This window comes from Pseudorhodobacter aquimaris (genome assembly GCF_001202025.1).
Lineage (GTDB): Bacteria > Pseudomonadota > Alphaproteobacteria > Rhodobacterales > Rhodobacteraceae > Pseudorhodobacter > Pseudorhodobacter aquimaris.
On record NZ_LGHS01000073.1, the window covers coordinates 22,570 to 42,909 of the forward strand.

The 20,340-nt window shown below is 57.4% G+C and carries 17 protein-coding genes, 2 tRNA genes and 1 pseudogene; 5 read left to right on the forward strand and 15 right to left on the reverse strand.

Annotated features, from left to right (window positions below):
• Position 1: 1 nt before the first annotated feature.
• The 4 genes from argE to AKU94_RS16490 form a co-directional block, all read right to left on the reverse strand.
• Entirely contained in the window at positions 2-1,210 is a 1,209-nt protein-coding gene (gene argE, locus AKU94_RS16475) for an acetylornithine deacetylase (RefSeq protein ID WP_050528359.1), read from the reverse strand.
• A complete protein-coding gene (locus AKU94_RS16480) occupies positions 1,207-2,697 on the reverse strand; it encodes a tripartite tricarboxylate transporter permease (protein WP_050528360.1) in 1,491 nt (496 codons plus the stop codon). Before AKU94_RS16480 ends, argE begins: the two co-directional genes overlap by 4 nt.
• Before the next feature lie 12 nt (positions 2,698-2,709).
• Positions 2,710-3,204 carry a tripartite tricarboxylate transporter TctB family protein gene (locus tag AKU94_RS16485; protein WP_050528361.1) on the reverse strand — a complete coding sequence of 165 codons (495 nt, stop codon included), beginning with the start codon at positions 3,202-3,204 and terminating at the stop codon, positions 2,710-2,712.
• A gap of 103 nt (positions 3,205-3,307) precedes the next feature.
• Complete coding sequence (locus AKU94_RS16490) at positions 3,308-4,279, reverse strand: Bug family tripartite tricarboxylate transporter substrate binding protein (RefSeq protein ID WP_050528362.1); 972 nt, start codon at positions 4,277-4,279, stop codon at positions 3,308-3,310.
• Between AKU94_RS16490 and AKU94_RS16495 the strand changes: the two genes are divergently transcribed.
• Complete coding sequence (locus AKU94_RS16495; protein ID WP_232295790.1) at positions 4,280-5,308, forward strand: LysR family transcriptional regulator; 1,029 nt, start codon at positions 4,280-4,282, stop codon at positions 5,306-5,308.
• A 155-nt stretch (positions 5,309-5,463) separates the two neighbouring features.
• Here AKU94_RS16495 and AKU94_RS16500 read toward each other — a convergent pair.
• From AKU94_RS16500 to AKU94_RS16535, 8 genes are all read right to left on the reverse strand, one after another.
• A tRNA-Val gene (locus tag AKU94_RS16500) sits at positions 5,464-5,538 on the reverse strand.
• A gap of 13 nt (positions 5,539-5,551) precedes the next feature.
• Complete coding sequence (locus AKU94_RS16505) at positions 5,552-5,968, reverse strand: HU family DNA-binding protein (protein WP_050528364.1); 417 nt, start codon at positions 5,966-5,968, stop codon at positions 5,552-5,554.
• Positions 5,969-6,129: 161 nt separating this feature from the next.
• Positions 6,130-8,538: an endopeptidase La gene (gene lon / locus AKU94_RS16510; protein WP_050528365.1), complete on the reverse strand. Its 2,409-nt coding sequence runs from the start codon at positions 8,536-8,538 to the stop codon at positions 6,130-6,132.
• Between the two features lie 194 nt (positions 8,539-8,732).
• Complete coding sequence (locus tag AKU94_RS16515; protein WP_050528366.1) at positions 8,733-9,089, reverse strand: Mth938-like domain-containing protein; 357 nt, start codon at positions 9,087-9,089, stop codon at positions 8,733-8,735.
• A gap of 3 nt (positions 9,090-9,092) precedes the next feature.
• Positions 9,093-10,058, reverse strand: coding sequence for a protein translocase subunit SecF (gene secF, locus AKU94_RS16520; RefSeq protein ID WP_050528367.1), 966 nt, complete (start codon positions 10,056-10,058; stop codon positions 9,093-9,095).
• Between the two features lie 10 nt (positions 10,059-10,068).
• Positions 10,069-11,736: a protein translocase subunit SecD gene (gene secD / locus AKU94_RS16525; protein ID WP_050528368.1), complete on the reverse strand. Its 1,668-nt coding sequence runs from the start codon at positions 11,734-11,736 to the stop codon at positions 10,069-10,071.
• A 19-nt stretch (positions 11,737-11,755) separates the two neighbouring features.
• Positions 11,756-12,079 (reverse strand): preprotein translocase subunit YajC, encoded by a 324-nt coding sequence (gene yajC, locus AKU94_RS16530; protein ID WP_083445107.1) that lies wholly within the window; start codon positions 12,077-12,079, stop codon positions 11,756-11,758.
• Positions 12,080-12,445: 366 nt separating this feature from the next.
• A complete protein-coding gene (locus AKU94_RS16535; protein WP_083445108.1) occupies positions 12,446-13,405 on the reverse strand; it encodes a FliM/FliN family flagellar motor switch protein in 960 nt (319 codons plus the stop codon).
• 140 nt (positions 13,406-13,545) lie between these two features.
• Here AKU94_RS16535 and AKU94_RS16540 point away from each other — a divergent pair.
• Positions 13,546-13,622, forward strand: a tRNA-Ile gene (locus AKU94_RS16540).
• Positions 13,623-13,740: 118 nt separating this feature from the next.
• On the opposite strand, the gene AKU94_RS16545 is transcribed toward AKU94_RS16540, so the two are convergent.
• Complete coding sequence (locus tag AKU94_RS16545) at positions 13,741-15,579, reverse strand: TniQ family protein (RefSeq protein WP_050528369.1); 1,839 nt, start codon at positions 15,577-15,579, stop codon at positions 13,741-13,743.
• A 701-nt stretch (positions 15,580-16,280) separates the two neighbouring features.
• Here AKU94_RS16545 and AKU94_RS16550 point away from each other — a divergent pair.
• Genes AKU94_RS16550 through AKU94_RS16560 form a run of 3 tightly spaced genes read left to right on the forward strand, consistent with a single transcriptional unit; the run spans position 16,281 to position 18,452 of the window.
• Positions 16,281-17,390: an AAA family ATPase gene (locus AKU94_RS16550; protein WP_050528370.1), complete on the forward strand. Its 1,110-nt coding sequence runs from the start codon at positions 16,281-16,283 to the stop codon at positions 17,388-17,390.
• 38 nt (positions 17,391-17,428) lie between these two features.
• Positions 17,429-17,896 (forward strand): DUF6634 family protein, encoded by a 468-nt coding sequence (locus AKU94_RS16555; RefSeq protein ID WP_050528371.1) that lies wholly within the window; start codon positions 17,429-17,431, stop codon positions 17,894-17,896.
• Position 17,897: 1 nt separating this feature from the next.
• Positions 17,898-18,452: a hypothetical protein gene (locus tag AKU94_RS16560; protein WP_050528372.1), complete on the forward strand. Its 555-nt coding sequence runs from the start codon at positions 17,898-17,900 to the stop codon at positions 18,450-18,452.
• Positions 18,453-18,599: 147 nt separating this feature from the next.
• Here AKU94_RS16560 and AKU94_RS16565 read toward each other — a convergent pair.
• Positions 18,600-19,088: pseudogene (locus tag AKU94_RS16565) on the reverse strand (AAA family ATPase); the annotation flags it as partial.
• A 446-nt stretch (positions 19,089-19,534) separates the two neighbouring features.
• Entirely contained in the window at positions 19,535-20,326 is a 792-nt protein-coding gene (gene istB, locus AKU94_RS16570; protein WP_050528373.1) for an IS21-like element helper ATPase IstB, read from the reverse strand.
• Between the last annotated feature and the right edge of the window lie 14 nt (positions 20,327-20,340).

A 20,340-nucleotide genomic window follows, 5' to 3' on the forward strand; every position in this document is an offset into this window, starting at 1 on the left:
TTTACGCGCCACCCTCATCGGCGGCAAGAAAGGCAACCAGGCTGTCCAGAAACTGCACGCAAGTGTCCAGCTGGTCCAAGGCCACAAATTCATTGGGTTTATGCGCCTGATCAATAGAGCCGGGCCCGACGATTACCGCAGGGATGCCGCCGATCTGCTCAAACACGCCACCCTCAGACCCATAGGAAACCTTACCCCCCCATTCCGGCAAAAGCCGTGCATAACGGTTGAAGCCGAGGGTATTGCGGGCATCGCCCATGGCGGGATAGGCAAAGATCCGTTCAAAGGTGATGCCTGTGCTTGCGGTTTTTGCCTGCATCGGGACGGCGACCTCATGCGCTATTCTGTCCAGAAGCGCGGCCAAATCAGCCTCCGGGTCCATCCCGCTGATAGAGCGTAATTCAAAGGTAAATTCGCAATTCTCCGGCGTGACATTGGTGGCAACCCCGCCGTTCACCATCGTCACCAGCATCGTTGCATGGGGCACGGTGAAATCGGGATCAAACGGCCCTTCGCCCTCATAACGTTGGCCACGTTCCGAGATCAGGGCAATCGCCTTTGCCGCATATTCGATCGCATTGACATGTTCGGGCGCAAAGGACGAATGCCCCGAGGTGCCCGTCACCTTTGCGCGCATGGCGATCTTGCCCTTTTGGCCGGTGATCAGCTGCATCATCGACGGCTCACCGATGATGGCGAGTTCGGGCGGAACCGGAAGCCCCGCCAGATATTGCGCGATTGCCGGCGCGCCAAGACAGCCGACCTCTTCATCATAGGAAAAGCACAGATAGACCGGACGCGACAGCGCCGCACGCGCCAGATCCGGTGCCACTGCCATGACACAGGCGGCAAAGCCCTTCATGTCACAGGCCCCGCGCCCGAAAAGCTTGCCATCACGGATCTCGGCGACAAAGGGGTCGCTTGTCCACTCCGGCTCATTGGCGGGCACCACATCGGTATGGCCGGACCAGACGACACCGGGTTTATCCTCGGGGCCAAAGGCCGCAACAAGATTGGCCTTCTGTCCTGTCTCATCTGGCAAGATGGTGATCCGCGCGCCAAGATCGGCAAAGTAACCGGCCATGAAATCGATGAGCGGCCGGTTTCCATTGCGCGAGACCGTATCAAAAGCGATCAAATTTGCCAGATGCTCTGCGGCCTTGCCCGTCCGGTCATTGGTTGCGCAGGTGGTCCCGTCCAAGAGTGTCATTGTTCAACTCTTCTTTCTGTTTTCGATTTCTGGATTTCACGACGGATCGTCAGCCCAAGCACAAAGATGATCAGCGCGGCAAAGACCCATGTGATCGGCGAGGACAACAACACCGACAAATCACCGCGCGAAATTGCCAGCGCACGCCGCAGGTTTTCCTCGATCATCGGGCCAAGGATAAAGGCGATCAGGAAGGGTGCCGCAGGGATGTTTAACAAGAACATGCCAAAACCGACCACGCCCATCACCAAAAGCACCGCGACATCAAAGGTGCTTGAAGCGATGGAGTAGATGCCAAAGATGCACAGCAACAGCACCAGAGGCGTCAGCAGGCTTTGCGGAATAAGCGCCACTTTGGAAAACATGCGCATCGTGATCTTGCCCGCAAAGAACAGCAGGACCGAGGACACCAGCATACCAATCAGCAGCATGTAAACTTCGTGGATATTGGTCTGGAACAGCAACGGCCCCGGCGTCAGCCCTTGGATCATAAAGGCACCCAGCATCACGCCGGTGATCACATCGCCCGGCACACCCAGTGCCAAGAGCGGGATCATCGTCGCGCCACATGCGCCGTTATTGGCCGATTCCGAGGCGGCGATGCCCTCCAGCTCTCCCTTGCCGAAATTTGCACCGTTTTTCGAGCTGCGCTGCGCCTCGCCATAGGAAAAGAAAGCCGCCGAGGATGGCCCGATACCCGGAATTGCGCCCAGCACGGAACCGATGACGGAGCCTTTGAGAATGCTGCGCAATGACCCCATAAACTCGGCGCGGGTGATGTTTTGCGCGCCCAATGTGGCGGCATCTTCGGTCGTGGCCGCGCGCATCACGATCAGCTTGATCAGCTCTGGCAAAGCGAACAGCCCGATCAGAACCGGCGCAATCGACAGCCCCGCCTGCATATCAGGCAAAAAGGCAAAGCGGAAAGAGCCGTACATATCCTCCCCAACCGTGGCGAGCAAAAGCCCCAGCGCCGCAGAAATCATGCCCAGCAACAAGGAATTGCCCGACACCCCAGCAACCGTGGTCAGCGCGAAAAGCATCAGCATGAAAAATTCGGGCGGCCCGATGTGCAGGGCCAGTGCCGCCAGTGGCACGGCGAAAAAGATCAGGGACATATTCGACAGGAAATCCCCGATCACGGATGAATAAAGCGCCATGTTCAACGCCTTGCCCGCCTTGCCCTGCTGCGCCAGAGGATAGCCGTCAAGCGCGGTACAGGCCGCCGAGGCGGTGCCCGGTGTCTTGATCAGAATGGCCGAGACCGACCCGCCATAGGTGGACCCTTTGTACAAAGCGACCAGCAACAGGATCGAGGGCACAGGGTCCATATAAAAGGTAAAAGGCAGCGCCAGGGTCACGGCCATCGTGCCCGTCATGCCGGGGATGGCCCCCACGATCACCCCGCCCCAGATGCCGGCGGCCATGATCAGAAGGTTTTGCAAGGTAGCAACGGCCACCAGCGCCGAGAGGATCTCTTCGATCATAGGTATCTCCGATCAAAAGCCGAGCAGCTTGGCCAGCGCACCCTTGGGGAACTGCGTGCCGAGCGCGGAATTAAAGAACAACAACAGCAAAACCGGCGCCGCAAAGGCAAGCAGCGCAATCCAGATGCGGTAGCCACGCTCCCCGGTCATCAAAACCATCGTCAGGGTCAGGAGCATCGTCGCAACCAAGAACCCGGTATAGGGCATCACCACCAAAAACAGGACGAATGCGACCAGAACTCCCAAGAACCGAAGACCCATCCGCGCAGCAGAGCTGCCATCCGTTTTAATCGGCTCATCCACCGGCTGGCCTTCGCGAAATGCGAGCAAAAGAACCAGCACCCCAAGCGCGACACCAACCAGCGATACCGCCTTTGGCCACATATCGGGCGGCGGGGCGAATCCGGGAATAAAGGCCGGGCGGGGTACGAATACGGGCACAAGGACAAAGGCGCAAAGCGCGAAAAACGCAATGAATAATAGCCCCCGCAAAACAGGCTTGGTCATGGCAACGCTCCTGAGAAAATGGAGATCTGGACGGAAATAAAATCGGCCGTCTTATCAGGCCGGAAAGACAGGTGGGCGATCGCCGCGCCCACCTGTCAACATCTTACTGCGGCAAATAGCCGAAGTCTTTGGCAAGACCGTTGAAAAGCTCATACTGGCTTTTGGCGTAATCGGTCATATCCACAGTGCCGATGGTCGAGATCGACCCGCGACGCGCGGCCAGATCCAGCCATTTTTCATCCGTTGCCACCTGACCAAGGGCTTCGTGCCATTTGGCAACCACTTCATCGGGCAGGTTTTTCGGGGCGTAAAGCGCGCTCCAACCCGTGATCTGGCCGGCTTTTTCATAGCCAAGCTCTTGGGCCGTTGCGACGTCTGGCAGGCTTTCAACACGCGAAGGTGCGAACACCATCAGGGCCTTCATGTCACCGCTTTCGATATGCGGCATCAAGGAGGCTGCGGCCATGGCCACGAAATCCACATGCCCGCCCAGAAGAGCCGTCGCCAATGCACCGCCCCCTTTGTAAGGCACCAAGGTCGCCGCCGTCAGCGGGTCCAGACCGTTGTCAGCCAAAAGCGCCTGGGTGGTGAAACCGTCAATCGCGGTCGCCCCCGAGGCGGCATAGGTCATCGCGCCATTGCTGTCCTTGATCGCCGCGATCAGACCTTCGACATTGTCATAGGGCGCATCGCTGCGCACCGCGAGGATCATCGGCGTGGCTTCCAGCGCGCTGAGGAACGTATAAGAATCCCATGCAACCGCAGAGTCCGGCATCACCGCAGGCGACAACGCCATACCAACACGCGCCAGCAACAACGTATAGCCATCCGCATCCGCATCCGACACGAAACGCGCGCCATTCATACCGCCGGCACCGGGTTTGTTCATCACGGTAACAGGTTGGCCCAAGAACGGTTGAACCGTTTCAGCCAAGGCACGACCCGCAAGATCGGAAGCTCCACCCGGACCGTAAGGCACCACCAATGTAACCGCCTGATCAGGATAGGATTGAGCCATCAACGGCCCTGTCGCTGCCACAACGGCAAATGCAATCGATCCAAGTAATTTTTTCATATGTACCTCTCTTTCGTCCGATTTATCGGACTGTTGGATAGTAATACAATTCACAGTATGCGAAATTTAACAATAGTTGATGCAAAGTTGCGTAATATGCATACTGAGGGGTGCATTATGTTTAAGACACGGGAACTAAAGGCCTTTGACGCCTATATGAAATTGGGCGGGGTCAAATTGGCTGCGGAATATATGGATACAAGCCAGCCAATGGTAAGCCGTCTGCTGTCCTCATTAGAGGCGAAGGCAGGGTTTGCGTTGTTTCAGCGCAAACGAAATCGACTCGCCCCTACCGCCGAGGCTTTCCGATTTCATCAGACAGTCACCCACCATCTGGCCGGTCTGCGCAATCTGGAGCTTGAGGCTGGCGCCATCGCCAGTGGGCAAGTCGGCCATCTGGTGATCGCCGCCCAGCCAGTTTTTTGCGACACGTTTCTGCTGGATGCCTTGGTAAAATTTCGGAAGAAACATCCCCAAGCCACGATCCAGATTGTGGATGTCGGCATGGCGGAAATGCTGCGTATGATTAGCGAACAACGCTGTGATCTGGCCTTTGGCATCACCCTAAATGCCGAAGCCTTTGGCGGCGACGCCCTGTCGCTCGCCCGCTGCGAGGCGCAATGCATCCTGCCCATGGGGCATCCGCTGGGGGATATGGACGAAATTCCATTGCCCCGCCTGCGCAAGGAGATGTTCATCGACCTGGCCCAAGGCAGCCCACTACGGCGGCGGATAGATCACATGATGGAAACCATCCAAGTTCATCGCACCATCATCGCAGAACTGCGTACGGTGCACACAATTGTGCGGCTGGTAGAACGCGGCGAAGGCATTGCGATCATTGATCCCGTCGCCCATCAACTGCTTGATCCAAATCGGGTGACAGTCCACCGTTTGATCCCCGCAATCAATTGGGATATCGCGCGCTTTATCCCGCATGAGCGCCCGCTAAGCACAGTTGGACAGGCCTTTGCCGAAGCCGTCGCTCATGAAATTGACAGCTTGAAACGCGCAGGTGTCGTTTCATGAAGGTCCGTCAGGCCAGACGAGGCGCTTCACGCCAGTGAAGGTTTTGGCAAGGCTATGCCCCAACAGGTGCAAACCCAATATCCGCCAATCAATGGGCTCATGATCACATCAACCCTGCCGTTTTCGTGGCACTTTTGCTGCAAAGATAAGGGGAATGGTGGGTGATAAGGGATTTGAACCCCTGACATCTTCGATGTGAACGAAGCGCTCTACCACTGAGCTAATCACCCGATAGAGCGTGGTTTAATCCTTGTCGCTCTTGGCCGCAAGTCCCTCTTTGCTCTGGTTGTTCAAACTGGTTTTCGCACCCGGCCGACGTAGTTTAAGGATCAAAACGTCGCTGCCGCCCTCGGTTTTTTGGCGGTTCACCTTCATTTTTCCCAGCGGCGGAATGTTCAGCACCTCTCCCGCTGACAACGCATCACCCAAAACACCCAAGGACGCCTCTAGGATCAATTTGACATCTTTCTTTTTGGCGCCGGTGGCCTTGACGACCCGCTCCACCATTTCTTGTTTTTTAAGCATATGCGGCTGGTCAGCGGCCGTATCCGCCACCTTCGGCGTGTCAGCATTGCCCGAGCCGTGAACGGAAACGGTCGGCACGACCACCGCCGCCGGTGCAATGGCTGCTTTGACCGTGCTTTGCGCCTTCGGAGCCATTGTTCGGGGTTTTACCATAGTGGGTCCTGCTTTCTTTTAATCAATCATGAGAAAACTGCGCGTGTTTTGGGGCGGTCAGTGTAACAGCGTTTTGCATCATGCCGTTAAATGAAGAAAGGGCGCAAGCAATGCCTGCGCCCTTTTGATTTAGACAAACACCTTTAATGCGCTGTCTGTTGAATGGCGCTATCAGCACGGGCCTGACGTGCTGCAGCGGCGGCCTCCTCGGCGGCCTCATCCCACTCGACCGGCTCCGGTTGGCGCACCAAGGCATGTTTCAACACTTCGCGAACATGGGTCACGGGAATGATGGTCAGCCCTTCCTTCACATTGTCAGGAATTTCCGAAAGATCTTTCTCATTCTCTTTCGGGATCAGAACGGTTTTAATACCGCCCCGTAATGCCGCCAACAGTTTTTCCTTCAAGCCACCAATCGGCATCGCATTCCCGCGAAGCGACACTTCACCCGTCATCGCAATATCCTTGCGCACCGGAATTTGCGTCAGCACCGAAACAATCGACGTCACCATCGCAAGACCGGCAGATGGACCATCCTTGGGGGTCGCCCCGTCTGGCACGTGGACGTGAATATCAAGCGCCTCAAACTTTGGCGGTTTGACCCCAATTTCGGGACTGATCGAGCGGACATAGCTGCTGGCCGCATCGATGGATTCCTTCATCACATCGCCCAGCTTACCCGTGGTTTTCATCCGACCCTTGCCCGGCAAACGCAACGCCTCAATCGAGAGCAGTTCACCGCCGACGGACGTCCATGCAAGGCCGGTCACTACGCCAATCTGGTCTTCTTCCTCAGCCAGACCATAGCGATGGCGCTGCACACCAAGGAAGCCTTCCAGCCCCTCAATCGTCACATCAACCGATTTGGCATTACCCTTCACGATCTCCGTCACGGCCTTACGCGCCAGCTTTGCCAGCTCCCGCTCAAGGTTACGTACGCCGGCCTCACGGGTATAGGTGCGGATCACCTCCAAAAGCGCATCATCGGCAATCGAGAATTCACTCTTTTTTAAGGCGTGGTTCTTGATCTGCTTGGGGATCAGATGCTGCTTGGCGATCTCGCGCTTTTCATCCTCAGTATAGCCCGACAGCGGAATAATCTCCATCCGGTCCAAAAGCGGCCCCGGCATGTTATAGCTGTTGGCCGTGGTCAGGAACATGACGTTCGACAGATCATATTCCACTTCCAGATAGTGGTCGGTGAAGGTTGCGTTTTGCTCCGGGTCCAGCACCTCAAGCATCGCACTGGCCGGATCGCCGCGGAAGTCCTGTCCCATCTTGTCGATTTCATCCAACAAGATCAAAGGATTGGTTGTCTTGGCCTTCTTCAGCGCCTGAATGATCTTGCCGGGCATCGACCCGATATAGGTCCGCCGGTGACCACGGATTTCCGACTCGTCGCGCACACCACCCAAAGAGATACGGATAAATTCACGCCCCGTCGCCTTGGCCACAGACCGCCCCAAAGAGGTTTTCCCGACACCGGGCGGGCCGACCAAGCACAGAATCGGACCTTTCATCTTGGCTGAGCGCGCCTGAACGGCGAGATACTCGACGATCCGTTCCTTGACCTTTTCAAGCCCGTAGTGGTCGGTATCAAGCACAGCCTGCGCCTTGCCCAGATCCTTTTTCACCCGCGATTTGGTGCCCCACGGCACGCAAAGCAGCCAGTCGAGATAATTGCGCACGACGGTTGCTTCCGCGCTCATCGGACTCATGTTTTTCAGCTTCTTCAGCTCGGCATCGGCTTTTTCACGAGCCTCTTTCGACAGGGCTGTTTTGGCAATCCGCGCCTCAAGCTCGGCAATCTCGTTCTGGCCTTCGTCGCCATCGCCAAGCTCTTTCTGAATAGCCTTCATCTGCTCATTCAAATAATACTCGCGCTGGGTGCGTTCCATCTGGCTTTTGACCCGGGTCTTGATCTTTTTCTCGACCTGCAGAACGCTCATCTCGCCCTGCATATGGCCGTAGACCAACTCCAACCGCTTGCCGATATCCAGCGTTTCCAAGAGGATCTGCTTTTCAGCGACCTCGACGCCCAAATGCCCGGCGGCCAGATCGGCCAGTCGCGACGGCTCACGGGTTTCGGCAACGGCCGAAAGCGCCTCTTCGGGGATGTTTTTCTTGATTTTGGCGTAGCGCTCAAACTCGTCGGCAACCGCGCGCACCAAGGCAGTCACGGTTTCTTCCTCACCCGGAAGCTCGGTCAAAGCCTCGGCTTCGGCCTCAAAAAAGTCCGGGTTTTCGACGAATTCGGTAATGCGCACACGGGATTTACCCTCGACCAGCACCTTCACGGTGCCATCGGGCAATTTCAGCAGTTGCAACACATTGGCCAAGACACCGGCGCGGTAGATACCATCCGCATCGGGGTCATCAACCGTCGGGTCGATCTGGCTGGACAACAGAATCTGGCGATCCTCTGCCATCACCTCTTCCAGCGCACGTACTGATTTTTCGCGCCCTACGAATAGCGGCACAATCATATGCGGGAACAACACGATATCGCGCAGGGGCAATACAGGGTAGCTCGGGGATTTGATCTCGCTCATCTCATTTCCTTATCTGGCAGGAAGGCCATGTCCCGACATTTCGGCAACATCGGCTTTCCCCACATTGGATAGTATATTTGGTGTTGCGCTGCCACGCTTTCAACCAGTCCGGTCCAATTTGCACCAATCATGCCCGGATGGCAAATGCACAGCAAGCGTCGATTTACACAGATTTTGTATAAATCTGGCCACACTCATCCAATCGGCAAAAGCGCGGCTGCAATACGTCGACCCTCTGACAGCAGCACGTTATAGGTGCGCGCCGCCGCAGGGGAATTCATCACCTCAACCCCGATGCCCGCAGCCTCCAACGCCTCACGAAAGGCTGTGGGAACATGGGCAATCTCGGTTCCCATCCCCACAAACAGCACATCGATCTTGTCAACCAGCGCCAACGGTGCCGCCGTATCTTCCAGTCCACCCCAAGGGCCGGCGTCCCAAGGCGTTACCAGCATCGGACCATGGATAACCTGCCCTGCAACGCGAAAGAAGCCCGGCCCATAGCTGTCGATGGGCTGGGCGTTTTCATATGTGATTTCAGTCAGCCGCATGGATCACGCATCAACATTGGAAAACGGGGTGCCCGGTGCATCACCCTTTTTCGGGTCCCGATCAACGCCAAGATAAAGCACAACGTTCTTGGCCACATAAACCGAAGAATAGGTGCCCACCACAACGCCAAATGTGATGGCAAAGGTAAATCCACGAATCACATCGCCGCCCAGCACCAAAAGCGCGGTCAGCGCCACCAATGTTGTCCCCGAAGTCATTAAGGTCCGGCTAAGGGTCTCATTCACGGCAAGGTTCATCACATCGATCAGTGGTGTGGTCTTATATTTTACCAGATTTTCGCGCAGCCGGTCGAATACCACCACAGTGTCGTTGATCGAATACCCCAAAATTGTCAGCAGGGCCGCAATCACCGCCAGATCGAACTTGATCTGGAACAAGGAAAATATGCCGACGGTAATGATCACATCATGCGCAAGCGACACCACAGCGCCAACGGCAAACTGCCATTCAAACCGCAGCCAGATATAAACCAGAATCGCCCCCAGCGCCCCCAGAACCGCCAGCACGGCCGACCAGATCAGTTCCCCCGAGACCTTCGGGCCAACGGATTCCACCGATGGAAAGCTGATTGAGGGATCAACTTCTTGCAGAACAGCCTCAATCTCAAGGATCAGCTCCGGTGTCACCGCCTCATAGCCTTCCTGGGCCTGCACACGCACCATCGCCACGTTTTTGTCGGCGCCAAAGCTGGGGTCAAACACCTCGGTGATGGTCACATCGCCCAACCCCAAAGGCTCCAGCGCTGCACGGTAAGCCCCCACGTCCACCGCAGCGGTGCTCTCGGTGCGGATCGTGGTACCACCCTTGAAGTCTATACCGAAATTCAACCCCATCATCGCAATGATGACCAAGGCTGCAATCACCGCAACGACAGAAGCACCAAAGGTATATTTGGCATAACCAAAGAAATTGAAGTTTGTCTCTTGTGGAACAAGTCTTAGACGCATGGTTTCACCCTCACACTTCGATGGTTTTGGGGCGGCGGTACTGGAACCACGTTGCCACGAACAACCGCGTCACAAATATCGCGGTAAAGACAGAGGTCAGGATCCCGATCCCCAAAGTGACCGAGAACCCGCGCACAGGGCCAGAGCCGACCATGAACAGAATCGTCGCGATGATGAACGTCGTCACATTGGCATCCACAATCGCGGAAAGCGCCTTTTCATAGCCAAGCTCAATCGCCCTCGCCGGACCGCGCGCCGTTTTAAGCTCTTCGCGGATACGCTCAAACACCAACACATTGGCGTCAACCGCCATGCCGATGGTCAACACGATCCCGGCAATCCCAGGCAGGGTCAAAGTCGCACCGATCATGCTTAGCGTGCCAAAAATCAGCATCACGTTGAACCCCAGAGCGACCGAGGCCATCACACCGAACCAGCCATAAGATGCGATCATAAAGACCAGAACCGCCCCCATCGCGACCAATGAGGCAAGCCGCCCCGCGTCAATGCTGTCTTGCCCCAACTCGGGACCGATCGTACGCTCTTCCAAAAAGGTCATTTCGGCAGGCAAGGCCCCCGCACGCAGCAACACGGCCAGATTGGTGCTTTCCTCAACGGTGAAGTTCCCTGTGATAATCCCCGACCCACCCGAGATATGCGATTGGATAACAGGGGCCGAAATCACCGCGTCGTCCAGCACAATCGCAAAGGGGCTGCCGATGTTATTCGCGGTATAATCGCCGAATTTGCGCCCGCCCGAGGGGTTAAACCGGAAATTAACAGCCGGACGGTTGTTTTGATCAAAGGCGGGCTGCGCATCGGTCAGATCCTCGCCCGTTACCACAGGCGTCTGTTCGACGATGTAATATTGTCCCTCGTTATCAAGCGAAGGCAAAAGCAGATTGCGCGCGCCGGGATTGGCGCCTGGGTCACTGGTCTGCCCCACCACCGGATTGAATGTCAGCTTGGCCGTGGTCCCGATCAGCGCCTTGAGTTCGGATGCAGACCCGATGCCGGGAACCTGGATCAGGATCCGGTCATCCCCCTGACGCTGGATTGTCGGCTCCCGCGTGCCGGCCGCATCGACACGGCGACGAATGATTTCCAACGACTGCTGGATGGTGCGGCTGTCGGTCGCCACACGTTCCGCCTCGGACAGTTGCACGACGATCACATCGCCTTCTGACGTGACTTCAATGTCGTTTTGCCCGACACCCGTCAGCGAAACCACGGGCGTCGCCAAGGCGCGCACGGCGGCAAGCGCGACCGGCATCCCTTCGGGCTTGGCAATCGCCACCCGCAAAACACCGTCAACCGATGGCTGTCTGCGGACCCCGCCGACATCATCGCGCACATCGCGCAAGGCATCGCGCACATCAGGCCACATGCCATCGATTCGCGCGGAATAGACATCGGCGACCTGAACCTCGGCCAGCAGATGCGCACCGCCGCGCAGATCCAGCCCGAGGTTCACCAACCCCGAGGGCAGGTAAGACGGCCACTTGGCAATGGCCGCCTCCTGCTCGGGCGTGGCAACACCCCCCGCTGCATCCACCGCCGCTACGGCGTCGTTATGCGTTTCAACCTGACTATAAAACAGGTTCGGCACAGTCAGGATAACCCCGAGGGCGCAAAGCCCCCAGATTATCACGCGCTTCCACAGCGGGATCTGCAACATAAAATATGGCTTTCTGAACTTAGGCCGCAGCCGGTTCGGTTTTGGACATGACCTGCGCGATCGTGTGCTTGAGCGCCTTGACCTTCACACCATCAGCGATTTCCACCTCAACGATACCATCATCGCCAACCTTGACGACCTTGCCAATCAGACCGCCCTGCGTCAGCACTTGGTCGCCACGGCGCAGCGCCTCAACCATCGCTTTATGCTCTTTTAGCTTCTTTTGCTGGGGGCGGATCAACAGAAAATACATGATCGCAAAGATCAAGACCAATGGCATCAACGAGGTTAAAGTACCGGTAAGACCATCAGCGGCCTGCGCATAGGCTGGGGTTGCAAACATTCAAAAATTCCTCTCGGTCGGTGGGGAAAACCCCTGTTTTATCGCCGCGCACCCTATATCCGGCGCGCGGTCTTCGCAAGCCGATGTGAAAGCGCCACATCCTGCCCATATAGGCAAAACGCGCCCACGTCCAAGGGCAGCACCTCAACCAAGCGCAAAACTTTTACAGACGCATAGAGCGGCTAGAGATTTCGTACTTTTTTTATCTTTACTTTTCAGCGCAGTAAAAGGGGCATATTTCTTCTCCACATTAAACGCGAGAAAAGAGGATCGGTTTTACAAGCATCAATGGCCGAATAAAGCATAGAACGCCAAATGCGTACCAAGAGTTCCATCTTGAATACCAACCCCCAGCCGACGCGATCGCTATCCCGCTTTTTGGACAGGCGCCGAAGCTGTGGGCGGGGCTGCTTCAAGAACTTTGACTTGTGTAACCTGGGCGGCAGGTTTCCCTTCCTCCGCGAGGCGCACCGCTCGCATGCCGCGGTTTTGTCCCAGCTTTCCGCCCGCCAGCCGCACACCATCCAATCCTTCGATGTCAATATGGTCCAAGGCTGCCGCCCCGATCGGAAGCTGGTCACCCGGCTTCAAGTGCATTGTCAGGTCCAATGGCACCTTTACCCGAGCCAAGACCGCGATCAATTCCACATTGGCTTCCTGTACCTGCTGCCCCAAAGCGGCACCGAAAACCATGGCTGCGGCGCGATTTGGGGTGGTCTCCAGCAATTTTGGCTGACGCCCCTTGCCATCCGCCGGCAATGCCAACAAAACCTCGCCGGTTTTTGCCCCGTCGGACAAGGAAACATCTGCGTGCAATAAACGATAAGAGACATCCTCCAAGAGCAAGCCAAGCGGGCGGGCGTCTTCAAGAAAAGATGCGTAACGGAACCCGCTGGCCCAGATAAGATCCGCCGATTGCAAGAGCTCTGCTTCCAACCCGTCCAAAGCACGGTCGATCATTTCGGCAACCATAGCCGCATCGGTCCGTGTCGGCCTGCGGGTCAGGGGTGGCGCAGTACTGACCTTGCCAACCATCTGCATTTCCAAAATCCCGGACAACACCTCCGGCGACAACACCAAGAGCCCCAAGCCATCCTTCGGACCTTCCAGCATAATGATCAGCGCACGTTCAGGAAGCAGCTCCAGCAACTCCGTTAACGAGCGCCGGTTCTGACGCAGGTCCGACACCACCAAGTCCAGATCCACCGCATCACGCGCCGCACGCGCCAGCGCCAGCTTCCATGACCGGCCTGCACCCTTCACCTCAGGAGGCGCCGCACTCTTGCGAGACAGGTCAATTTTACGTTTTATACCGTTGTGTTCCAAAGAAACCCCCTTCGCCGCCCCGTCTATTTTACAGAAACAAGTTTCTGATCTGTTAACGATGGCAAACTCTTCTTGACCCTTCCGGCCGTTGCGCTTAGCACTTGGCCATCCGAACGGGTGCAAAATTCCTGCCCCGCTCCGGGCCTGTAGCTCAACTGGTTAGAGCAGGGCGCTCATAACGCCTTGGTTGCGGGTTCAAGTCCTGCCGGGCCTACCATTCCCTCTTGTCACATGCCAATAGGGCATAAGTTTGCCCGTTTTAGGGGTAGTTTTGCCCACTCCCTGTCAAGAGAAATCTACCAGCGCACGCCAATCGCTTGCGTCTGTTGATGGAATCAGGCGTTCCTGTGTCCGGTCGCGCGTAATGCCTCCTCGACCTCGCTACGAAGATAGAGCGTCCCGACATTTCCTTTGCCCGCCAGATAGGGCCGGACAGCCGCACCATTTAGGATGCTGCGCGAAATATTTCGCTGCAGCCCGAACTCCTGTTCGATCATCGTCAGGTTCAGAAAGCGGGCGCGGAACACGGCGATAGATGATTCCGAAACCGTCCACATGCGCCGTCGCGTGACGGGGTGGATAATGGATTCTGCTGCCAGGTCTCCGGATTCTACCAAGGCTAGAAGCTGCGCCGCATCGCGGATTCCGATCCCGCGCCCGAATTCGGAGAGAGATGCCGCACGACCAGTCTCCGCAGGGGAGGCGTTCTCCATGTTAATGACATCGGCGATACTGACCTGAAACCCATGATAGCCCGCACTTGGTGACTGTTGTCTCAAACTCAGGAGCCCCGCGCGCAGGCTAGCGAAGATCCGAGCGATGCTCACGCCGGTTCGAGCTTGGGCAATCTGGATAGGAACCCAGTCCTTCGCATCACCAGGGTCGCTGGGCAGAACATAGCCTTTTAACTCACGGATCAGGATCTCTGCGTCCTTCGGATCCCACCGCAACCGCGCCGTGTTTAAGGAGGTGCGGGGCATCAGGATTCCTGCGTGCTCCAGCGCCGTCATTTCGCCCTTGGTGGCCCCGAGCGCTTTCCGTAACACCCCGTCCGGAACGAGTGCCGAGATGCTCTCCAGCAGAGAGGCGAATTTGCGGGCATCGAATGTCACACGCGCATGGGGGCGGTGATCATCGGCGGCGATTGCTCCGGCCTCGACCAGCAACGGTCTCAAGCGGTCAGGATTGACGCTGAGCTCATTCGCGGCGGTGGCGACCGAGTGAACACGCCGCTCGGGAATAACGTGGCCAAGGACACTTTCTCCGGCGGCCAACGGCCAGAGGTCGAGAACTGCTTCGCGCAGGATACCCCGGAACACGTCAAAGGCTAGCTCCTGATTAAGATGTCGACCCAGTGTCGTGAACATTCGATGGTAAACCTGCCGGACACCATCACCCACGCCATCACCTTCGAAAGACAGCTGGATCAGTTTAGCTTTAATCGCGTCCGGCCCATGCCTGACGATCTCGAAGCCGGCCGCACATGCCGCGTGCTGATGGGCGATGGGATCTGCTTCTGCCGGGATCAGCCCCGTTCCAAACATCCGACAAAACGCGGCGGCTGCGGAGGTGCTGTGCGGGGCAAGCCATGTCTGGTCTGGTTGCCTGGAAAGACGGTCATCCAACCAGAGATCGAAGCAAGAGGGTTCGATGTCCGCCCCGTCAATCTGACCGGACATGATCCGATCCAAAATCAGGCGCAGCTGGAACTGCATGTCAAACCTGCGCGCAGGTTGATCCTCAGTCCATAACGGCACAAGCCGCATGCTATGGTGAAGACATGTCGAGACCTCACGAAGTTGCCAGTCGCCCCGCATGACCATGGCGCTGGTTGGCTCGGATGGGGCTAGGGCGGCATCTTCGCGCAAGCAAGCGGGACAGCCGCGGACAATAGGACTGCGCAAGGCTCGCGAGATGACGGTGTCGCCTCTATAGTCCAATCGAACATTGCCGACGCGGACGCCAGTCCAGGACAAAAGCTCTTCTGTGTCGTGAGGCGTAAGTCGCGCCCAGGCGGACAGTGCTTCAATCATTTCAGGATCGCAGATCAGGAAGCGGTTGAAGCTCCCTCTCAAATCGTATGCGAATTCCGGAGTTGCGACACCCTTTGAGGCCGCCAGCCGCGACAGATAGGACGGCAAGGTCTCACGGTCGGCGGGGCGAAGTTGTGTCATGGCTGGGCAGATCCTTATCGGGCGGTAGTATAACCCAGATTAGCCTGGAAGGGCAGAGGTGCTCACGCCCCTAGGCCCTCGCCATCACTGCAAATGCGAAAAAAGAAAACCGATTTCATCTTTCGCAAGGGGGTAAACGGGCCCGAAGCCAAGCGGGGTTGGCGATCAGGCTCTTCGAGATAAGAAATTCGCACAACAATATTTTTATCGTTTTAAATCAATAAGATATGTGTTGTCATAGGCGTTCCTCCGCGTTAGTGTAATGGGGTGGATACGTTCGAATCTGGCTGTCCATCAATGACGGCGCGGGCTTGCAAGTGCGCCTGCCTGCGACCCCGACGACCTGCTCTGCTTCACCGGTTATGCCGCGGTTAGGTCCTTGCAGCCGATGAGTGCGCCATTTCTGACCCACCGATGCATCCGCCATCGGTGTCGATGGAGGATTGCCGATGAAGACAATACTGCTCTGAACAACTGGTAGCGCTTCGACGCGCGCTCTGCCTGCAGCCACGCTAATTGACGCGCCAGCTCATCTACACGAGCGGCGAACGGCGAAAGGGGTGGCCATCGCAGGGTGAATGACGCCGCAACCCACAGTGGCGATCAAGCCTGTCCTCACAAGCAGGCACCGCCTGTCTCGCAAAATTCGCTCCCGGCCGGGCTTTCTCGGCCGCCGGTCCCCTCATGCCTGGAGTTATCTCATGGCCACCATTCCCTTCATTGAGGCTCGGTTCTTCGATCCGAGCGAAAGCCGCTTCGAACTCGAGAACCGCCTCAGACGGCACCTGCGCATGCTGCGCGTTAAGAAGTTGCCGCCGAGTGTGCTGATGCCGCCCGAAGATGCGCTGGATGACATCGACAGCTTCGACCCGCATCTGATGGGGATCATCGGCATCACCTCCGATGACGATGCCTGCATCAAGCGTCGGGTCAAGCGACTCCAAGACCGGCGTAAGGCTGCCTCCGGCCTCGAGCATCTTCGATCCGATGACCGGACCCGGCTGGAGGCGCTGAAAGACGGCGCACGACTGGTCTCGATCCCGAGCGAACATCGCGCCGATGAATTGGCAGCGGCTTTACACGAGGACATGCCGTGGATGGCACTGGCGACCGAAATCGTCTGGCAGGCCATGCGCCGCTCCGTTCGGGAGGGTTGGCCGGGGCTTCGTGTGCCACCTTTGCTGCTCGACGGTCCGCCAGGCATCGGCAAGAGCCACTGGGCGCGCCGCCTTGGTGAGTTGCTGGCGGTGCCCACCACGGTGATCGAAGCCACGGGCGAGAACGCTAGTTTTGGCATCGTTGGATCGCAGCGCGGATGGGGCGGTTCCTACCCCGGTCGCTTGATCGAAACCACGTTGCAACATCGTGTGGCCAGCCCAGTGATGGTCGTGGATGAGGTTGAAAAAGCGGGGCTGGCCACGTCAAACAAGGGGCACACCTTTGGGCTGGCCGAAGCACTGTTGCCGCTTCTGGAACCTCTGACGGCAAAGCGTTGGAGTTGTCCCTATTATCAGGTGAAGTTCGATATGAGCTGGGTGGTGTGGGTGCTGACATCGAACGACTGCCGGCTGCTCCCGGAGCCATTGCTCAGCCGCTGTCCGCCGATCCAGATGCGCCATCTTACCCCCGCGGAGCTCCTGGGCTTCGTTCGCCGCGAAGGGGCCAAGCGCGCCTTGTCCGAGACTGCGGTCGAAGCGATCTGCGAGGTCCTCTCCCATCCGTCCATCCAACGTCACCACCTGAGCCTACGGGTCGCCATTCGGATGCTGCAACGCGCTGACGATCTCGACAGCGGACCGATGCAGCACTGAGCCATCTGCCCGATTTTCAAGGAACAAAAGGTGAATATATGAAGTTGTTACCCGACGACCGAGACTGGATCGACAAGGCACTTTTCGCCATCAACGCTGTTGAGGCAGGACCATCCGACGCCGACATCACGAATGCGCCGGTCCTGTCCGACTGGATGCCCGCGATCTCTCCGTTCTCGCACGTGATCCTGGTGGGTAAAGTGGTCGGCCACCCAACTCTTGGCACCCGCAGCATCACGACTTCCCAGTTGATCGCGATCCATCCCGAAGCCGGCTGGGCTAGGACGGTGTCGCGTTGGTATGGTCTCGCGCAGCCAAAGCCTGCGTCTAAGGAAATCTTCGCGAGTAACCTTGGTCTGAAGAGCCCCATTGCGGCCCGGTTTGCGATCACCGGCTTCATCACCCTGGCTAATTTGGGCGATCTCGACGAGATCCTCTCGGCAAACATCGTGCAGATCCGCCAAATTGATGCGGCCGACCGCGCCGCGTCCGAACAGGAGGACTGACATGCATTGGTTCTCCTCCGATCCGCATTATGGCCATCACAGGATCATTGATTTCTGCAACAGGCCGTGTCCAGACACCGCCGCGATGAATGCACAGCTCTTGGCTGAGTGCCGCGAGCGGGTCGGGCCCGATGACGATCTCTGGATCCTCGGCGATTTCAGCGCGGGAAAAGCCACGGACGCACAGCGGCGGGAGGTGCGCAGTATTTTCCACGCCCTCCCGGGGCGTCGACATCTGATCAAGGGCAACCATGACGTCCCTTGGGTGCGCGATCTGCCTTGGGACAGCATGGCGGAAACTGCCGACATCGTGGTGGATGGGAGACGTCTCTACCTGTGTCATTATCCTATGATCACCTGGCCTGGCGCGCGGCGGAATGGCCTGCAGCTCTTCGGCCACGTTCACCAGAATTGGCAGGGCTCTCGAAACGGCATCAACGTAGGGGTTGACGCTTGGGACTTTCGCCCTGTGACACTGCCCGAGATCGAACTGCGCGCGGCCACGCTGCCAGTCAATGCCCATTGGCATCAGGTCGAACCGCGCAGCATGCGTTGATGCGCAGGGCGGCGAGAAGTCTTGATGCCCGCTCGGCTGAAGGAGGCCCGCACGCGGAATCTTGCGTTCGGACCCAGCGCGATGGCCGCGTTGGTAGTAATCTCAGGAGTGCATCGCCTACGCCTCCTTGCTGTCCAAGGCACGAAATCAACGTTCAAGCCGCACACGCAGTCGGCGCGCACGCTCTTTGAAAGCTGCTTCTCCTCCCTCCAGGATATCGCATACTTGCCGCCGCATACCTGCATCCTCAAGTCCACCGGAGACATAAGTGATCGGAGGTAGCTCGCCAGGACTATGAGTGCCGGCGGTCGCAACGATGATCTGATCAGCATCCGTATTGATGACTAGGTTGGCGTTGTGCGTCACCATGATTACCTGACGCTTCGCCTTGGCCGATATGAACAGGCTTACCAGTTCGTCGAAGATCGACTTCGGATCGAGGTTTTCCTCCGGTTGGTCGATAATTAGGGGGCGGTGATCGGTATCATCGAGCGCTAGGTAAAGAAGAAGCAGGACGATCCCTCTCGTGCCGGGCGACAGTTTACTTATGTCGGTCCCTTCATAGTCGATGCTATATTCAATCTGGATGTGGTCAGTGCTGAACAGCCATTTGGCAAACCGCATTAGCCAACGACGATATGCCGGAGCGTCATTAGCCGGAACCTTCGCAACCGCCGTCAGATCATCCTGCCATGCTTCCGTGAATAGTTTTAGCGCCTGACCGATCGCCGAGACGTCACCCTTCTCCCAAGCGGCACGCATATGCTGGTTGGCCCATTGTGCAATCGATCCCTTACCCTTGAAATCACCCGTCTGGCGAAGATCGAACAGCTGCTCGCCCAATGCGGCCCACCCTCCTACATCGGCGCGGCGTGTCGCTGAAAAGGATAGTTTCCGCAATGTGCCTTCTGCGGCGTGCAGTCGATCCACGAGCGGCTGATAAAGATCTCTAAGAACCTGCTCCTCGGCGAGGATCGCTTTGAAGACGCGAAGGTAAGTCTCCTGCCGATGTTGATTGTCACTGAGAACTGACCCGGCATTGTCACCGAGACTTGACCCACCCAGCTGTTATGTTCTTTGCGTCATGATGGCGTCAATGCTGCTGTCTCCTTTCGTTTCTTTTTCGCTGTCTCAGAGCTGGCCTTGAACCGATAGCTGTCATTACCTGTCTCAAGGATGTGGCAGCGGTGGGTTAGGCGGTCGAGTAGCGCGGTGGTCATTTTCGCATCGCCGAACACGCTGGCCCATTCGCTGAAGCTCAAGTTCGTGGTGATGACGACGCTGGTGCGCTCGTAGAGTTTACTGAGAAGGTGGAACAACAACGCGCCTCCCGAAGCGCTGAACGGCAGATATCCCAGCTCATCCAGGATCACCAAGTCGGTTTTCACCAACGCCTCAGCGATCTTTCCGGCCTTGCCTTGGGCTTTTTCCTGCTCCAGCGCATTGACCAACTCAACCGTTGAGAAGAAGCGGACGCGTTTACGGCGATGTTCGATCGCTTGGATGCCAAGAGCGGTAGCGACATGCGATTTCCCGGTTCCTGGGCCCCCGATCAGCACTACGTTTTCGGTCCCATCCATGAACTCGCAGCGATGCAACTGGCGAACCAAGGCTTCACGGATTTCACTGGCGGCAAAGTCGAAGCCAGAGGGGTCCTTGTATGCCGGGAAGCGTGCCGCCTTCATTTGATAAGCGACGGAACGAACCTCACGTTCAGCCATTTCGGCCTTGAGCAGCTGCGACAACATGGGGATCGCTGCGTCGAAAGCGGGCGATCCTTGCTCATGCAGGTCCTGCACAGCCTGCGCCATGCCTGGCATTTTCAGGCTACGCAACATGATGACGATGGCAGCACCAGCGGGATCATGACGCATGACGTGTTCCCCCC

Bases quoted from the DNA above. Each gene is read 5' to 3' on its own strand.
- argE (WP_050528359.1), bottom strand. From the start codon at position 1,210: ATGACACTCTTGGACGGGACCACCTGCGCAACCAATGACCGGACGGGC.
- AKU94_RS16480 (WP_050528360.1), bottom strand. From the start codon at position 2,697: ATGATCGAAGAGATCCTCTCGGCGCTGGTGGCCGTTGCTACCTTGCAA.
- AKU94_RS16485 (WP_050528361.1), bottom strand. From the start codon at position 3,204: ATGACCAAGCCTGTTTTGCGGGGGCTATTATTCATTGCGTTTTTCGCG.
- AKU94_RS16490 (WP_050528362.1), bottom strand. From the start codon at position 4,279: ATGAAAAAATTACTTGGATCGATTGCATTTGCCGTTGTGGCAGCGACA.
- AKU94_RS16495 (WP_232295790.1), top strand. From the start codon at position 4,280: ATGTACCTCTCTTTCGTCCGATTTATCGGACTGTTGGATAGTAATACA.
- AKU94_RS16505 (WP_050528364.1), bottom strand. From the start codon at position 5,968: ATGGCTCCGAAGGCGCAAAGCACGGTCAAAGCAGCCATTGCACCGGCG.
- lon (WP_050528365.1), bottom strand. From the start codon at position 8,538: ATGAGCGAGATCAAATCCCCGAGCTACCCTGTATTGCCCCTGCGCGAT.
- AKU94_RS16515 (WP_050528366.1), bottom strand. From the start codon at position 9,089: ATGCGGCTGACTGAAATCACATATGAAAACGCCCAGCCCATCGACAGC.
- secF (WP_050528367.1), bottom strand. From the start codon at position 10,058: ATGCGTCTAAGACTTGTTCCACAAGAGACAAACTTCAATTTCTTTGGT.
- secD (WP_050528368.1), bottom strand. From the start codon at position 11,736: ATGTTGCAGATCCCGCTGTGGAAGCGCGTGATAATCTGGGGGCTTTGC.
- yajC (WP_083445107.1), bottom strand. From the start codon at position 12,079: ATGTTTGCAACCCCAGCCTATGCGCAGGCCGCTGATGGTCTTACCGGT.
- AKU94_RS16545 (WP_050528369.1), bottom strand. From the start codon at position 15,579: ATGACACAACTTCGCCCCGCCGACCGTGAGACCTTGCCGTCCTATCTG.
- AKU94_RS16550 (WP_050528370.1), top strand. From the start codon at position 16,281: ATGGCCACCATTCCCTTCATTGAGGCTCGGTTCTTCGATCCGAGCGAA.
- AKU94_RS16555 (WP_050528371.1), top strand. From the start codon at position 17,429: ATGAAGTTGTTACCCGACGACCGAGACTGGATCGACAAGGCACTTTTC.
- AKU94_RS16560 (WP_050528372.1), top strand. From the start codon at position 17,898: ATGCATTGGTTCTCCTCCGATCCGCATTATGGCCATCACAGGATCATT.
- istB (WP_050528373.1), bottom strand. From the start codon at position 20,326: ATGCGTCATGATCCCGCTGGTGCTGCCATCGTCATCATGTTGCGTAGC.